We start from the raw sequence: 16,020 nt of genomic DNA, 5'->3' as shown, positions 1-16,020 counted from the left end.
GTATCAGGCGCCCCGCTTTGCGCTGGCGGATGCCAGACGGGTTTGCAGCGCGGCGGCCGAGCGGGCCAGCGCGTCGGCGCGGGCATTCAGTTCGGCCAGGTCCAGGCGCCATTGCTCCAGCGCGGGGCGGCTGGCCAGCATGCCGCTTTCCTCGGACAGGTATTCCGACACGTTCTCGGCCAGGCGCAGGCCGGCCGTGCGCGCGCCCCCGGCCGCGGCGCGGGCGCCGCCCACCAGACGCAGCGCGGCGATGTCGCCCACCACCCGGGCCAGCGCGTCTTCCGGATCCCAGCGCAGCTGCTTGGACAGGTCCGCCACCACTTGCGCCAACGCCGCGTCGCCCGAGATATGGGTCGCCTCGGCGAAGTCGGGCGTCTCGCGGTCCGCGCCCAGGCGCGGCAGCGGCAGTTTTTCAGGCGCGACCGTCAGGGTCACGTCGGGCACCACGGCCGCATCGGCCTGGGCCGCCAGGCCTTCGCTGTCTATGGTCAGGCCCAGGCTGAAGCCGCCCAGCGCAAAACGCACGGTCTTGCCGGCATGCCGGGCGAGGCGCTCGCGCGCCCAGTCCTCGCGCCGCAACAGGGCGTTGAGCGCGCTTACAGCCAGTCGCGAGGGGGTGGGCAGGAACGGAAAAGGCAGCATGACGGTCTGCAACGGCCCCGGTTGCCGGGGTTGCCGAAGTTAATGGGTAAATCGGGAGTGTAACGGGTTGGATGAATGGGTGTTTTGCGCAAGCACATGGAAAAACCGGCCCTTTAAGGGCCGGTTCAAACAGATGCCTTGCGGCATCCGCAACGGAGGCGGGATTCGGACCCGGCCGGCCAGGCTCAGCTGGCGAGATCCACCGGGATCTGCTGGATGCCGGCCAGCAGCCAGCCACCGTTCGCCGGCTTGAACAGGTTCCACACTTCCTCGAAGCGGAAGGCCTCGGCGCCCGGGGCTTCGCGCAGCATGCCGGAGAAGCGCACGCTGGCCAGGTGGCCGTCGGACACGGTTTCGATGCCCAGCATTTCGGCGTTCAGCAGGACCACTTCGGTCTTGTTGGGTGCCGCGCCGCGCTCAGCCAGCTGCGGCTTGAGCTCGGTGATCAGGTCGTCGGTCAGGAACTCGCGCAGGCCATCGGTGCTGCCGCTGTCCCACACGGCCTGGATGCGCACGAACTGATCCTTGGCCTGCTTCAGGAAGTTGGGCGTGTCGAAATCACCCGGCACGAACCAGTTGTTGTCGTCGCCCGCCTTGGGCATCGCGGCCGGGGCCGCCGCGGCGACCGGAGCGGCGACCGCTGCCGCAGCGGCAGGAGCCGCCGGCTTCAGCGATTCGCGCCACATCGGCTGCTGTTGCTGGCCCGGGGTGTTGTTGGACCCGTTGAACGCACCCTGCGTGGCGGTGCGCGGACCGGCGCCGCGCAGGCGGCGGATGATGAACATGACGGCGAACACGACCGCGGCGATCAGCAGCGCGGAGCCGAGGAACTCGGCGAAGGCGCCCGACAGGCCCATGCTGGACAGCAAGGCGGCGATACCCAGGCCGGCGGCGATGCCGGCGATGGGGCCGAGCCAGCGCGAAGCGCCGCTCTTGGCGGCAGCGCCCGCAGCGCCGGCCGTGGCCGCGCCGGCGGCTGCCGGGGCGGCGGTGGCGCCAGCCGTGTTGTTGGCGGCGGCCGGCGGCGTGGTCGCCTGGCGCTGCTGGGTCACGTTGGAGGATTGGCGGCCGACGCTGCTGCCGCCACCGGCACGGCGGGCTTCGGCGTCAAACGACGCCGTCACCAGTGCCGCGCCAGAGATGGCGATCAGCGCCGCGGCGACAAACCGCGAAAGACAGAATTTGGACATAGGTTTGCTCCCTCGTACTCGCGCCCCTGCCGCCCCGTAGCAGCAGGAAGTCCCACGAACCGCGGGACCTTAGTCGCGACTTTTCTTACATTAATCTGAATACCGTAAGAATAACGGACAAGACGCCGCCCCACAAGTTCCCGCAGGCACGGTGAAAATATCCAGATGGCCGGCGCGGATCAGCCCAGTTTCACGCCCTCGTGCAGGGCGGCGATGCCGGCGGTCAGATTGAAGTACTGCACCCGGTCCAGCCCGGCCGTGCGCAGCATGTCGGCCAGGGTTTCCTGGTCGGGGTGCATGCGGATGGATTCCGCCAGGTAGCGGTAGCTGGCCTCGTCCTTGGCGACCTTCTTGCCCAGCCAGGGCAGCACGTTGAAGGAATACCAGTCGTAGGCCGGCGCCAGGGGCTTGGCCACGCGCGAGAATTCCAGCACCAGCAGCTTGCCGCCCGGCTTCAGCACCCGGGTCATTTCGGCCAGGGCGCGGTCCTTGTGGGTCATGTTGCGCAGGCCGAAGGCCACGCTGACGCGGTCGAAATGGCCCGTGGGGAACGGCAGGCGCTCAGCGTCGCACACCGCGGTGGGGACCAGCAGGCCGGCGTCCGTCAGGCGGTCGCGGCCCACCCGCAGCATGGAATCGTTGATGTCGGTGAGCCAGACCTCGCCCGAGGGGCCGGCGCGCTTGGCGAAGGCTTTAGCCAGGTCGCCCGTGCCGCCGGCGATGTCCAGCACTTTCATGCCGGGCCGGATGGCGGCGCGGCCGATGGTGAAGGCCTTCCAGACGCGGTGCAGCCCGGCCGACATGAAATCGTTCATGACGTCGTAGCGCTGCGCGACCGAATGGAACACTTCGGCGACTTTGCGGGCCTTTTCGCCTTCCGGCACGGTCTGGAAGCCGAAATGGGTGGATTGCGAGGAATCCGCGGAATGTTGCGATTCGGAGGGGTTTTGCATGGTGAATTCCCGATATATCGTTCAATGGTAGCCTATCGGGCTCCCCGCGGAGGCCGGCGGACGCGGACTATGGCGCCCGGCGGTCACATACCTGAAATATTGCGGCCATACTATCGCAATGTTCGCGCCGCGCCGGCGCTCAGAAGTGTGCCCAATCCGCCATGTCCAGCACCATCCTCGTCGTCGAAGACGAACCCGCCATCCAGGAACTGATCGCCGTCAATCTGTCCTTCGCCGGACACAAGGTGCTGCGCGCCTTCGACGCCGACCAGGCCCAGACCCTGATCCGTGCCGAGCTTCCCGACCTGATCCTGCTGGACTGGATGCTGCCCGGCACCTCCGGCCTGGCCATGGCGCGCAAGCTGCGCAACGACGAGCGCACCCGCGCCGTCCCGGTCATCATGCTGACCGCCAAGGGCTCCGAGCAGGACAAGGTCGACGGCCTGGAGGCCGGCGCCGACGACTACATCACCAAGCCCTTCTCGCCCAAGGAACTGATGGCGCGCATCAAGGCGGTGCTGCGCCGCCGCGCGCCCCAGTTGACCGACGACGTGATCGACGTCGGCGGCCTGAAGCTGGATCCGGTGACGCATCGCCTGTCCGGCAACAGCCAGTCGCTGCAGATCGGCCCCACCGAATTCCGCCTGCTGCATTTCTTCATGACCCACCCCGAACGCGTGTTCTCGCGCTCGCAGCTGCTGGATCAGGTCTGGGGCGACCACGTTTTCGTGGAAGAGCGCACGGTCGACGTGCACATCCGCCGCCTGCGCAAGGCGCTGGAACCCAGCGGCCACGACGCGCACGTGGAAACGGTCCGCGGCAGCGGCTACCGGTTTACGGCCCAGCTCCCCACGCGGTAAAACTCCCGCACGATGATCTGGCTGCGCACTCTTTTCCTGGTCGCCCTGTGGGCGGTCGCCGCATTATTGGCCCAATGGCTCATAGGAGACCCGGCGGGCTGGATACTATTCTCCGTCGCGCTGGCCGCCATGCTGCTCTGGCGCAGCTGGCGCCTGCACCTGGTGTCCCACTGGGCCAACCACCCGGACACCTCGCCGCCCGCGTCGGTCGGCCCCTGGGACGACATCCTCGCCCCGCTGTACCGCTACACCCGCGCCCGCGCCCGTGAACTGAACGAAACCCAGAACACCATGCAGGGCATGCTGGCCGCAGCCCAAGCGCTGCCGGACGGCGCGGTGACCTTGAACGAGGATTTCCAGATCGACTGGTGCAACCGCATGGCGCGCCAGCATCTGGGCCTGCGCCTGCCGGCCGACCGTGGCCACAACCTGCTGAACCTGCTGCGCGCGCCTGAATTCGTGGAGTACGCGCACCGCCCGTCCTGGCCTGATCCCATCCTGGTGCGCCTGGGCCAACAGGGCCAGGAGCGGCTGATGATGATGCAGCTGACCGCCTACGCCAGCAATCAGCGCCTGCTGATCACGCGCGACGTCACCCAGATCGAACGCCTGGAGACCACCCGCCGCGACTTCGTGGCCAACGTCTCGCATGAACTGCGCACGCCGCTGACGGTGCTGGCGGGCTTTCTGGAAACGCTGCGCGACATGCCCGCCGACGCCCTGCCCGCCGAACAGCGCGAGCAGTACATCGACATGATGCACGAGCAGGCCCAGCGCATGCAGGCCATAGTCGAAGACCTGCTGACCCTGTCCACGCTGGAGTCGTCGCCGGGCAGCGACCCGCGCGCCGTCAACATGGGTGCGCTGCTGCAGAAGGCGCGCCAGCAGATCGAGGCGCTGTCGGGCGGCCGCCATGTGCTGGAATGGCACATCGACGAATCCCTGGACGTGCTGGGCGCCGAAACCGAGCTGACCTCGGCGTTGTCGAACCTGCTGACCAACGCCGTGCGCTACACGCCCGACGGCGGCACCATCACCGTGCGCTGGGAGCGCGAGGAAGACGGCGGCGCGCGCTACAGCGTGCAGGACACCGGCATCGGCATCCCGGCGCGCCATCTGCCGCGCCTGACCGAACGCTTCTACCGCGTCGACCGCGGCCGTTCGCGCGCGGTGGGCGGCACCGGCCTGGGCTTGGCGATCACCAAGCACATCGCCATGCGCCATGACGCCGAACTGCTGATCACCAGCGAACCCGGCAAGGGCAGCGTGTTCGCCCTGCGCTTTCCGCCCGACCGGATAGCCATCGACAGCCCGGCCTGAACCGCCCGAGCCTGTGCAAGGCAACTTTGCCATGCACAGGCCCAAGTGCCGCGCGAATGGTAAATTTCCGGCCATGCGCATCCTGGTCATCGAAGACGAACCCAAACTGGCCGACTACCTCAAGAAGGGCCTGTCGGAGCAAAGCCACGTCGTGGATCTGGCCCGCGACGGCGTGGACGGCCTGCATCTGGCGCTCGAAGGCGTCTACGACCTGATCGTGCTGGACGTGATGCTGCCGGGCGTGGACGGCTTCGGCGTGCTGGCCGCGGTGCGCGAACAGAAAGACACCCCCATCCTGATGCTGACCGCGCGCGACGCGGTCGAGGACCGCGTGCGCGGCCTGGAAGGCGGCGCCGACGACTACCTGGTCAAGCCGTTCGCCTTTTCGGAACTGCTGGCGCGGGTGCAGGCGCTGCTGCGCCGCGGACGCTCGCAAGAGCCCACCCTGCTGCGCCTGGCCGACCTGGAACTGGACCTGGCCCGCCGCCGCGCCCAACGCGGCGGCCGCCGCCTGGACCTGACCGCCAAGGAATTCAATCTGCTGGCCCTGCTGCTGCGCCGCCACGGCCAGGTGCTGTCGCGCACCACCCTGGCCGAGCAGGTCTGGGACATGAATTTCGACAGCGACACCAACGTCATCGACGTGGCGGTGCGGCGGCTGCGCAGCAAGCTGGACGACCCCTACGACACCAAGTTGCTGCACACCGTGCGCGGCATGGGCTACGTGCTGGAATCGCGCCCCGCGGATGGCCGCCCCGCATGACGCCGTTACGCGTGCGCTCGATGCAGGCGCGGCTGACCCTGCTGCTGGGCGCCATCGCCCTGCTGGTGTCCAGCCTGGCGGGAGCCACGCTGTTCTGGGCGCTCAAGCGCGAAGTGGAGCGCCAGGAAATCACCGAGGTCAGCGGCAAGCTGGAACTGATCGATCACCTGATCGACATGCAGAACAACGCCCGCGGCCTGAAAGACCTGGCCGCCACCTTCGACGAGATGCGCGCGGGCCAAGGCCAGCTGGGCATCTGGATCGTTGATGCGCAGGGCCGCTCCGTTTACGGCGGCCCCGCGCCCGAAACCCTGACGACCGGGGACGGCAGGCAGGTCGTGCTGCAAACCGCCGATGGCGGCCGCATGCGCGGCCTGCGGGTCGCCATGAACGACCGCATCCTGCCCGGCGCGCAACTGACCGTGGCGGTCAGCACGCGCACCAGCTCGCAGTTCCTGTATGCCTACGGCACCGCGCTGGTGCTGATCTGCGCGCTGTGGGTGGGCGCCACGGTGGTGCTGGCGGCCTGGGCCGTGCGCCGCAGCATGGCGCCGGCGCGCAGGCTGTCCGAACAGGCCGCCAGCATCCAGCCCGACAATCTGGCACGGCGCCTGCCGCTGGAAGATACCGACCGCGAGCTGCATGATCTGGTGCGCTCCTTCAACCGCACGCTGGAGCGCCTGCAGGCCGCCTATCAGCAGATGGAAGGCTTCAATGCCGACGTGGCGCACGAGCTGCGCACGCCCCTGGCCACGCTGATCAACGGCACGCAGGTCATGCTGTCGTCGCCGCGCGATGCGGCCGAACTGCGCGACGCGCTGGAATCCAACCTCGAAGAACTGGAAGACCTGAAGACCCTGGTCAACGACATGCTGTTCCTGGCCCGCGCCGACCGCGGCGAACGGGCCGCGGACCTGGCGCCGGTGTCGCTGGCCGCCGAAGCGCGGCGCGTGGCCGAATACTACGAAGCCATGCTGGAAGAAAGTGGCGTGCACCTGCGCTGCATGGGCGACGCTACCGTGGCCGCCAACGCGGGACTGGTGCGGCGCGCGCTGGCCAACCTGATCTCCAACGCCATCAAGGCCACGCCCCGCGGCGGCGAAATCGTGCTGGCCTGCTCGGCTTCGCCCGCGGGCGCACGGGTAGAAGTTCGCAATCCTGGCCCGCCCATTCCATCCGCCGACCTGCCCCGCATCTTCGACCGCTTCTTCCGCTCCAGCCAGGCGCGCGCGCCACGCAGCGAAGGCCACGGCCTGGGCCTGGCCATCGTCCGCGCCATCGCGCGCATGCATGGCGGCGAGGTCGATGCGGCCTCGGGCGCGCACGGCACCGTGGTCGGCATCACGCTGCGCGCGCCGGACGGCCACGCATCCGCGGTCAACATTACAAAAACGTAATGTGCAGGACAGAATGGGGTCACTCCCGTTCTTCTACAGTACGCTTGAATTCACCTCGTCCCGCAACGGAGCATCATGAATCTTTCCCGTCTTACGCGCCGCCTGGCCCTTGCCGCGGCCCTGTGCGCGCCCGCTTTCGCCACCGCCCAGACGCCCGTCAAGGTAGAGGTCTGGAAGACCCCGACCTGCGGCTGCTGTGAAGACTGGGTCAAGCACATGCGCGACAGCGGTTTCGCCGTGACCACCCATGACGTCCAGGACACCGGCCCCATCCGCCGCAACGCCGGCATGGCCAATTACGGCTCCTGCCACACCGCGGCCGTCGAAGGCTATGCGATCGAAGGCCACGTGCCCGCCAGCGACGTGCGCCGCCTGCTGCTGGAAAAGCCCGACGCTGCCGGCCTGGCCGCGCCCGGCATGCCGCTGGGTTCGCCCGGCATGGACGGCCCCGAATACGGCGGCCGCAAGACGCCGCACGACGTGGTCCTGGTGGACAAGCAGGGCGGCGCCAAGGTGTTCCAGGCCTATCGTTAAAGCGCAGTTTTCGACGTCCTGTTCGGGCATCGCTCCTTTTCGGGCGATGCCCGAGTCGTTTGCGCACCTGAAACAATTCATCCACACCGCCCCAATGGCTACTCCTTGCACTGCAGCAAAAATGGGCCACAATCAATAAAACGGATTCCTCACCCACCCCTCAGGCTGTCATGGCACAAATCGTCCTGTTCGAGAACATCCACCCGAGCGCCCGCGCCGTCTTCGAAGCCGCCGGCTACTCCGACATCGTCACGCACGCCGCCTCCTTGCCGGCGTCGCAACTGAGCGACGCCCTGCGCGGCGCCCAGGTGGCGGGGATCCGTTCTCGTACCCACCTGGATGCCGCCCTGCTTGCCGGCAACCCCGACCTGCGCGTCGTGGGCTGCTTCTGCATCGGCACCAACCAGGTTGACCTGGACGCAGCCATGCAGCGCGGCATTCCGGTGTTCAACGCGCCGTTCTCGAATACCCGCTCGGTTGCCGAACTGGTGCTGGGCGAAGCCATCCTGCTGCTGCGCCGCATTCCGGAAAAGAACGCCCGCGTGCATCTGGGCCACTGGGACAAGAGCGCTTCAGGCGCCTTCGAGACCCGCGGCAAGACGCTGGGCATCGTGGGCTACGGCAACATCGGTTCGCAGATCAGCACGCTGGCCGAGAGCCTGGGCATGCGCGTCGTCTATCACGACGTCGAAGCCAAGCTGCCGCTGGGCAACGCCCGACCCGCCGCCACCTTGAACGAGCTGCTGGAACAGGCGGACGTGGTGACCCTGCACGTGCCGGGCGGCAAGACCACCGAAAAGATCATGAACGCGGAAACCATCGGCCGCATGCGCCGTGGCGCCATCCTGATCAACGCCTCGCGCGGCACGGTGGTGGACATCGATGCGCTGCACGCGGCGCTTGTGTCCGGCCATCTGGCCGGCGCGGCGCTGGACGTGTTCCCGACCGAACCGAAGGGCGCGGACGAACCGCTGGCCAGCCCGCTGATCGGCCTGCCCAACGTGATCCTGACCCCGCACATCGGCGGCAGCACGCAGGAATCGCAAGAGAACATCGGCCGCGAAGTGGCCGAAAAGCTGGTGCGCTTCCTGCAGGCCGGCACCACCAAGGGCGCGGTCAACTTCCCCGAACTGCCGTATCTGGAGCCGGCCGGCGGCACGCGCATCCTGCACGTGCACCGCAACGCTCCCGGCGCGCTGGGCACGCTGGACAACTTGATGGCGCAGCACGGCCTGAACATCGTCAGCCAGACCCTGCAGACGCGCGGCCAGATCGGCTACGTGATCACCGACGTGGAAGGCGAAGTCAACGACATCGTCATGACCACCTTGCGCGACCATCCGATCACGGTCCGCTGCGACCGGCTGTAAGGTTGCGACGATGACAAGGGGCCCGCGCCAGCGGGCCCTTTTTGCTGCCGCGCCCCAACACCAGCACAGATCCCAACGCGTATCGGCATTGCGCAAGGCGGCAGACTTCAGTTATAAACGATAACCATTCCCACTCTTGCTAAATAGGGCGCATCTGTCGCGCCTGGGTCCGCTCGATGTCCGCCGCCGATCTCCCCGTGCAGCAAGACCTGCACGCTCTATACAGTGATCATCACGGCTGGCTGCTGGGATGGCTGCGCCGCAGGCTGGGCAACGCCGCTGACGCCGCCGATCTGGCACACGACGCCTTCCTGCGCCTGATCGTCAGGCCGGCGCCCGACGGTTTTGCCAGTGCGGGCGCCGCTCGCGCCTATCTGCGCACCATGGCGCAAGGCTTATGCACCGATCTCTGGCGACGGCGGGAAGTGGAGCAAGCCTGGCTGGAAAGCCTTGCTGCCCAGCCCATGGCCTATGCGCCATCTCCGGAACATCAGTCGCTGGTCATCGAAACCCTGATGGAAGTCGGCGAATGGCTGGGACGCCTGCCGGAGAAGGTGCGCACAGCCTTCATCCAGGCCCAGATACATGGGCTTTCCACCCGCGAGATCGCTGACCACATGGGCGTGTCCATGCGCATGGTGCAGAAGTACCTGGCGCAGGCCATGCTGCATCTCGCGCTGATCGACGCCGGGCTGGCTGCCTCCGGTATCCGCAGACCCTAGCCATGCCTGCGCCGCCCCGGCCGGTCCTTGCGGACGGCCCCCTTCCCGTCCAAGCGGATTATGAAAGCCTGAAAGCGGCGGCCGAGTGGTATGCGGTGTTGCAGGATGCCGAAGCCGGCTCCCGGCAGCACGCCGCCTGGCAGCGCTGGCTGGATGCGCGGCCGGAACACCACCGCGCCTGGACGCATGTCATGGCGGTCAGCCGGCGCTTTGCGCTGCTGCGCAACGACGGTGAGCGCGAAGCCGCGGAGAAAGCAGTACAGGTCGCCTCCCGCCGGCCACCGTCGCGCCGCCGGGCCGTCGGCCATGTCCTGGCGCTGGGCGGCGTGGGAATCCTGAGTTGGCTCGCGTGGCGCCGCACGCCTTTGCCCGCCGTCGTGACCGCCTGGCGCTCCGACTATGCCACCGGCATCGGCGAACAACGCAGCATTGTCCTGGCCGACGACACCCGCGTCTGGCTCAATACCCGCAGCGCCATCAACGTCGATTTCAACCAGGATCACCGTCTGCTGACGCTCACCGACGGCGAAATTCTTGTCGAAACTGGCCAGGACATGCAGCGACGGCCGTTCTTCGTCGATACCCGCTTTGGCCGGGCGCAGGCCTTGGGCACCCGTTTCACGGTCAGGCAGACGGACGAAGACGTCCTGTTGGCGGTCTATGACGGGCAGGTGGGCATCCAGAATCTTGCCGGCCGCAATGCGCTCGTCAGGGCCGGGGAGCAAAGGCGCTACACCGCGGACGATATTTCCGCGGCGGCCCCGGCCGATCCCGCGCGCGAAGCCTGGTCTCGCGGCGTGATCCTGGCGGAGAACCTGTCACTCGCCGATCTCATCGCGGAACTGGGCCGCTATCACCTCGGGCATGTCGGCGTCGATCCCCGCATCGCCGGCCTGCGCGTCGTCGGCCGCTATCCGGCCAATGACTTGGATCTCACGCTGGCCATGCTCGCGCGGGACCTGCCGATACGCATCCAGCGCACGCTGCCATGGTGGGTAGCGCTAGCCCCCCGGTGAGTGCGTCCCAAAAAAATTTTCACGGCGCGGTTCGCTTTTCTCCTGTTCGTTCGATCAACAAGGAAAGAGGACCCCGCCGACCTTTGCCGCACCCCTATGGCAATACCGGTCAGTGACGGCCGGCCGACGCCCCATGCCCGTAAGCGGTGGACCTCTCCTTGCCCAACTCCATTCCAAGGAAAGTCGTTCCATGCGCCGCCTGCCGCCACCTGCCCACCCCGTGTCGTCCATTTCCCGGTTGCCACACCCTGCCGCCGTGGCGCGCCAGGCCTTGCTGGGCGCGATCCTGATGACGGGCGCCGGCGTCGGCACGGTCCATGCCCAAGCCGCCGGACCCGCCGCCACCAGCCCCTCGATCCGCGCCTACGACGTCCCCGCCGGCCCTCTGGCGGGCGCATTGAGCCGCTACGCGGATCAGGCCAATATTCTGCTCAGCGTGCCGGCAGCCATGACGGCAGGCAAGACCAGCCCCGGGGTCCGCGGCCCCCATACGGTCGATGGCGGATTCCGGCAGTTGCTCAACGGCACCGGCCTGGAGGCCGTGCGCCAGGCCGACGGCGGCTACTCCCTGCGGCCCGCGCCCGTCTCCGCTGAAACCACCCTGCCCGCCGTGTTGGTCACCGGTTCCGCCACTGCGGCGTATAACGAGCCCTACCCGGGCGGCGAGGTCGCGCGCGGCGCCAAGATCGGCCTGCTCGGCGACAGGGATTTTCTCGATACGCCGTTCAGCGTGACCTCATACACGTCCAAACTGATAGAAGACCAGCAGGCGCAGAATCTGGGCGACGTACTGCTCAACGATCCTTCGGTGCGCAATACCTACTCGCGTGGCGCGGGCCGGGACGAATTCAATGTCCGCGGCTTCACGCTGTTCAACTACGACGTCGCCTATAACGGCCTGTATGGCATTTCCCCCCGCAACTCCACCTCGCTGATAGGAATCGAGCGCGTCGAGGTGCTGCGCGGTCCGAACGCGTTGCTCAACGGCATGGCGCCGTACGGCTCGGTGGGCGGCTCGATCAACCTGGTACCCAAGCGCGCCGACGCCGAGCCCTTGAACCGCGTAACGCTGTCCTATCTCGAGAACAGCCAGTTCGGCCTGCAGGCGGACATCGCCCGCCGTTTCGGCGAAGACCAGCGCACCGGCGTGCGCCTGAACGTGCTGCGCAGCGGCGGCGACATGAACATCTCCGGCGCCGGCGAGGACATGGGCGCGATCTCTCTCGGCCTGGACTACCGCGGCAACCGCTTCCGCATCGAGGGCGACATCAACTACCAGAACCGCGTGACCGACGCGCGCAGCGGCCTGCTGTTCCCGCCCCCCTCGGGCGAGGACATCGGCCATGCACCGGACCCGAAACGCAATTTCTTCCCCGACTGGACCTACTGGAAAGCCAAGGAGTGGACGGGCGATGTGCGCGCCGAGTACGACCTGTCCGACGACTGGACGGTGTACGGCGCCTTGGGCGCGCGCAAGCACGACTTCGAAAGCCTGCAGACCACCTGGCTGATGCTCGACTCGGCGGGCATGATCGGCTCCGTGCCCGCCCGCCTGAACGAAAGGCTGTTGAGCAAGACCGGCGAGGTCGGCATCCGCGGCCGCTTCAATACCGGCCCGGTCAAGCACGAACCGGTGCTGTCGGCCAGCTTCCTCGACATCGATTACTCATCGGCGCGCGTGCGTTCCACCACCACGGTTTTCTCCGACCTGTACGACCCGGCCGATCTGGCCAAACCGAACATCCCCAAGCCCAACGATCTGGGCAAGACCAGCGAGACACGGTTGTACAGCGTTGCGCTGGCCGACACGCTTTCGGCGATGGACGGCGCGGTGCAGCTGACCGGCGGCCTGCGCCAGCAGCGCGTGCAGTCGGTGAACTACAACCCCGCGACCGGCGAACGCGTATCGGACTACGGCAAATCCGCACTCACCCCGGCGTTCGCGCTGACGGTGAGGCCGACCACGCAACTGGCGCTGTACGGCAACTACATCGAGGGCCTGAGCCAGGGCGGCACAGCGCCGGCCGAGGCCGTGAACGCAGGCGAGACCTTCAAGCCCGGTGTCTCGAAGCAATATGAAGTCGGCGCCAAGTACGACTTCGGCACCGTCGCAACCACCTTGAGCGCGTTCCAGATCGAGCAGCCCAGCGCTTACCTGGACCCGGTTACCTTGCGCTACCAGGCATCCGGCAGGCAGCGCAACCGCGGCGTGGAATTCCTGATCCAGGGCGAGCCGGCGCGCCACGTCCGGCTCTTGGGCGGCGTGGCGTACACCGCTGGCGTCCTGACCAAGACGGAAGGCGGCATCAACGACGGCAACGTCGCACCTGCCGTGCCGCGCTGGCAGTTCAACGCGTCGGCGGAATGGGATACGCCTTTCGTGCAAGGCCTGACCCTGATGGCGCGCGTGCTGCGCACCAGCACGCAGTACGTCGATGCGGCGAACACACAGCAGTTGCCCGCCTGGACCCGCTTTGACGTGGGCGCGCGCTACGCGATGAATATCAACCGTACGCCGGTGACCTTCCGGGCGACGGTGGAGAACGTATTCAACAAGCACTACTGGCTGTCGGCTGCGCGTGAAGGCCTGACGGTGGCCGCGCCACGCACGCTGCTGCTGTCCGTCACCGCGGAGTTCTGATGCGGCTGCTGGCGGGAAGCGCATCGCCCGCGCGGACGGTGCGCAGCAAGACTTGGTATCTGGTCCACAAATGGACCAGCCTGGTCTGTACCCTCTTCATGCTGGTGGTCTGCGTCTCCGGCCTGCCCTTGATCTTCCACGACGAAATCGTGGAATGGCTGGACGCTCCGCCGCCCCGGCCCAGCGTCGCACCGGATCCGTCCGCGCCCTCCCTCGACGACCTGATCGCCCGGACTCTCCACCATCATCCGGCGCATCGCATCGTCGAGGTCGAAGTGGCCGCCCGCTCGCCCCGCGTCATCTTGGCGCTGGCCCCTGGCGACCAGGCTCCGTCCGGAACATCCTCGATCCAGCTGCACTACGACGCTCGCAGCGGCTTGCTGCAGCAGTCGCTGGACAGCGCCGACGAAGGCCTGGGTACGCGCGCCATGACCATCATGACGCGCTTGCACATCGATCTCTACGCGCTCCTGCCCGGCCAGCTGTTTTTGGGTTTCATGGCCCTGCTCTTCTCGGTGGCGGTGATATCGGGCGCCGTCCTTTATCACCCCTACATGAAGAAAACCCCGTTTGGCACCGTCCGCGCCACGCGCGCCAAGCGCCTGAAGTGGCTGGACCTGCACAATCTCCTGGGGGTCGTCACGCTGGTCTGGGCGCTGATGATGGGCGTCACAGGCGCCATCCACGAACTGGCGGTGCCGCTCTTCCGCTACTGGCTGTCCCACGACGTCCAGGCCGCGGTGGCGACGACCGACGGCCATCCGCCCGCCGGCCCGTCGCAACTGGCCTCGGCGCAACAGGCCTACGCCACCGCGCGGGCTGCGGTCCCCGGCCGCGTGGTGGAGTCCCTGCGCTTCCCCGACGCGGGCCTGGGCCTGCCCCACCACTACCTGCTGTGGGCCAAGGGCGAAACACCGCTGGCCGCCCATCTCTTCGATGGTGTCCTGGTGGACGCGCGTACGGGTCGCTTGACGGCGGTTCTCGAAATGCCCTGGTACCTGCGCGTGCTGCAATTCTCGCGGCCGTTGCACTATGGCGACACCGCCGGCCTGCCGCTGAAACTGATCTGGGCCGCCTTGGACCTGATCACGATCGTGGTCCTGGGCAGCGGCCTCTACCTGTGGCGCAAGCGCAAGAACTAGCGGGCCGGACGATGCGCGCCATCGGCAGCCGAGGCCGCGCGGACCAGGCATTCCGCCATCTTGCCCCTAACGCTCGCGGCATCGAACGGCAGCCGCCCGATGATCCCGATCTCGCGGTGGAAGGTCGCCTCTTCCAGGGACACCAGGCGCAAGCCCGCCAGATCCAGCCCCAACAAGCGCGGCAGCAGCGCCACCCCCAGGCCATGCCGCACCAGGTTGGCGATGGCCTCGATCTCGTCGAGTTCCACCGCCTCGTGCACCCTGATGCGTTGCTTTTTCAGGAACAGATCCACCCCCCGCCCACCGAACGAGGCCCGGTCGTAGCGGATGAACGGCTGGGTGGCCAGCAACTCGCGCCAAGGCGCCTGCGCCATCGATTCTGGAGTCGCCAGCACCATTTCCTCGCGCAGCAGCGGCTGCCAGCCCAATTCCGGCGGCAAGGCGAACGGCGGCCGGATCAGCAGCGCCATATCCACTTCGCCCGCGTCCACCTGCCCCAATAGCGACAGCGACACGCCAGGCACGATCCGCACCCGCACGTCGGGATAGCCCGCCCGGAACTCTCCCAGCGCCTGCGCCAACAGATGCTGCTGCACCGAGGCGATCGCGCCGATGCGCAGCGATCCGCTTACATGTCCTGCGCCGGCCGCGGCCGCCATGCGCTCGGCCATCGCCACCAGTTCCTCGGCCTGCGGCAGCATCTCGCGCCCATGGATGTTCAGCACGGCCGCGCGGGCGCTGCGGTCGAACAGCGCCACGCCCAGGTATTCCTCCAGGCGCTTGATCTGGGCGCTGACCGCCGACTGGGTCAGCCCCAATTGAGCGCCGGCGCCGGTGAAAGTGCCATCGCGCGCCACAGCCAGAAAGGTTTTGAACTCTTTGATCACGATCAATAATTTCGATGCTAAGACACGAAAAATATCGTTTTTCAATCAAAAAAACAATACTTAAACTAAGCGCTGATGCCAGGCCTGCGCAGTCTTGCGACGGCCTGCAATCTGATTGATCATTTTCCTTTGCCCGACCCGGAGCCTTCCATGACCGCTCAAACCAACCTGCCGCCGTTCCACCTCGCCTTCCCGGTCCGCGACCTGGCCGAAGCCCGCGCCTTCTATGGCGAAAAACTGGGCTGTCCGGAGGGCCGCAGCTCGCCCGAATGGATCGACTTCAATTTCTACGGCCACCAGATCGTCGCCCATCTGGCGCCCGGCGAATGCGGCCACAAGGCCACCAGCGCCGTGGATTCGCACAATGTGCCGGTGCGCCATTTCGGCGCCGTGCTTTCCATGGAACAATGGGAAGCGATGGCAAAGCGGCTGACCGACGCCGGCACCGAATTCGTCATCGAGCCCTACATCCGCTTCAAGGGTGAAGTGGGTGAACAAGCCACCATGTTCTTCCTGGATCCGTCGGGCAACGCGCTGGAATTCAAGGCGTTCAAGAACATGGATTCCCTGTTCGCCAAGTAAT

The 16,020-nt window shown here is 67.2% G+C and carries 15 protein-coding genes; 11 read left to right on the top strand and 4 right to left on the bottom strand.

The genetic code is table 11. The features are described 5' to 3' along the window. Nucleotides 1–3: 3 nt before the first annotated feature. The 3 genes from IPU70_RS17280 to ubiE form a co-directional block, all read right to left on the bottom strand. Nucleotides 4–642: an SCP2 domain-containing protein gene (locus IPU70_RS17280; protein ID WP_207468949.1), complete on the bottom strand. Its 639-nt coding sequence runs from the start codon at nt 640–642 to the stop codon at nt 4–6. A gap of 185 nt (nt 643–827) precedes the next feature. After that, the gene (locus tag IPU70_RS17275; protein WP_013391252.1) at nt 828–1,832 is read right to left on the bottom strand and encodes a Tim44 domain-containing protein; all 1,005 of its coding nucleotides are present in this window, start codon (nt 1,830–1,832) and stop codon (nt 828–830) included. Between the two features lie 179 nt (nt 1,833–2,011). Then, nucleotides 2,012–2,785, bottom strand: a complete 774-nt coding sequence (ubiE, locus tag IPU70_RS17270; protein ID WP_207468946.1) for a bifunctional demethylmenaquinone methyltransferase/2-methoxy-6-polyprenyl-1,4-benzoquinol methylase UbiE — start codon at nt 2,783–2,785, stop codon at nt 2,012–2,014. 161 nt (nt 2,786–2,946) lie between these two features. Between ubiE and phoB the strand changes: the two genes are divergently transcribed. The 10 genes from phoB (at nt 2,947) to IPU70_RS17220 (ending at nt 14,550) form a co-directional block, all read left to right on the top strand. After that, the gene (gene phoB, locus IPU70_RS17265) at nt 2,947–3,645 is read left to right on the top strand and encodes a phosphate regulon transcriptional regulator PhoB (RefSeq protein ID WP_006227196.1); all 699 of its coding nucleotides are present in this window, start codon (nt 2,947–2,949) and stop codon (nt 3,643–3,645) included. Nucleotides 3,646–3,657: 12 nt separating this feature from the next. Next, on the top strand, nt 3,658–4,965 hold the full coding sequence (gene phoR, locus IPU70_RS17260) for a phosphate regulon sensor histidine kinase PhoR (protein WP_013391250.1): 1,308 nt from the start codon (nt 3,658–3,660) through the stop codon (nt 4,963–4,965). Nucleotides 4,966–5,038: 73 nt separating this feature from the next. Continuing rightward, nucleotides 5,039–5,728: a heavy metal response regulator transcription factor gene (locus IPU70_RS17255; RefSeq protein WP_207468944.1), complete on the top strand. Its 690-nt coding sequence runs from the start codon at nt 5,039–5,041 to the stop codon at nt 5,726–5,728. Beyond that, nucleotides 5,725–7,125, top strand: coding sequence for a heavy metal sensor histidine kinase (locus IPU70_RS17250; RefSeq protein ID WP_207468942.1), 1,401 nt, complete (start codon nt 5,725–5,727; stop codon nt 7,123–7,125). Before IPU70_RS17255 ends, IPU70_RS17250 begins: the two co-directional genes overlap by 4 nt. A 75-nt stretch (nt 7,126–7,200) precedes the next feature. After that, complete coding sequence (locus tag IPU70_RS17245) at nt 7,201–7,659, top strand: DUF411 domain-containing protein (RefSeq protein WP_013391247.1); 459 nt, start codon at nt 7,201–7,203, stop codon at nt 7,657–7,659. 170 nt (nt 7,660–7,829) lie between these two features. Further along, nucleotides 7,830–9,029: a phosphoglycerate dehydrogenase gene (serA, locus tag IPU70_RS17240; RefSeq protein ID WP_207468940.1), complete on the top strand. Its 1,200-nt coding sequence runs from the start codon at nt 7,830–7,832 to the stop codon at nt 9,027–9,029. Nucleotides 9,030–9,205: 176 nt separating this feature from the next. Further along, entirely contained in the window at nt 9,206–9,751 is a 546-nt protein-coding gene (locus IPU70_RS17235; protein WP_207468938.1) for a sigma-70 family RNA polymerase sigma factor, read from the top strand. A 2-nt stretch (nt 9,752–9,753) separates the two neighbouring features. Beyond that, nucleotides 9,754–10,767, top strand: a complete 1,014-nt coding sequence (locus tag IPU70_RS17230; RefSeq protein WP_207468936.1) for a FecR domain-containing protein — start codon at nt 9,754–9,756, stop codon at nt 10,765–10,767. A gap of 190 nt (nt 10,768–10,957) precedes the next feature. Next, nucleotides 10,958–13,408 carry a TonB-dependent receptor gene (locus IPU70_RS17225; protein ID WP_207468935.1) on the top strand — a complete coding sequence of 817 codons (2,451 nt, stop codon included), beginning with the start codon at nt 10,958–10,960 and terminating at the stop codon, nt 13,406–13,408. Beyond that, the gene (locus tag IPU70_RS17220; RefSeq protein ID WP_207468934.1) at nt 13,408–14,550 is read left to right on the top strand and encodes a PepSY domain-containing protein; all 1,143 of its coding nucleotides are present in this window, start codon (nt 13,408–13,410) and stop codon (nt 14,548–14,550) included. The genes IPU70_RS17225 and IPU70_RS17220 overlap by 1 nt, the downstream gene beginning before the upstream one ends. Here IPU70_RS17220 and IPU70_RS17215 read toward each other — a convergent pair. Continuing rightward, nucleotides 14,547–15,437: a LysR family transcriptional regulator gene (locus tag IPU70_RS17215; RefSeq protein ID WP_207468933.1), complete on the bottom strand. Its 891-nt coding sequence runs from the start codon at nt 15,435–15,437 to the stop codon at nt 14,547–14,549. The two genes, IPU70_RS17220 and IPU70_RS17215, sit on opposite strands and share 4 nt — an antisense overlap. 150 nt (nt 15,438–15,587) lie before the next feature. On the opposite strand from IPU70_RS17215, the gene IPU70_RS17210 reads away from it, so the two are divergent. Beyond that, entirely contained in the window at nt 15,588–16,019 is a 432-nt protein-coding gene (locus IPU70_RS17210) for a VOC family protein (RefSeq protein WP_207468932.1), read from the top strand. Nucleotide 16,020: the final 1 nt, after the last annotated feature.

The organism is Achromobacter sp. SD115, assembly GCF_017355315.1.
Lineage (GTDB): Bacteria > Pseudomonadota > Gammaproteobacteria > Burkholderiales > Burkholderiaceae_B > Achromobacter > Achromobacter xylosoxidans_B.
Note: the sequence above shows the minus strand (reverse complement) of the source record. Positions and strands in the feature narration are given on the sequence as shown.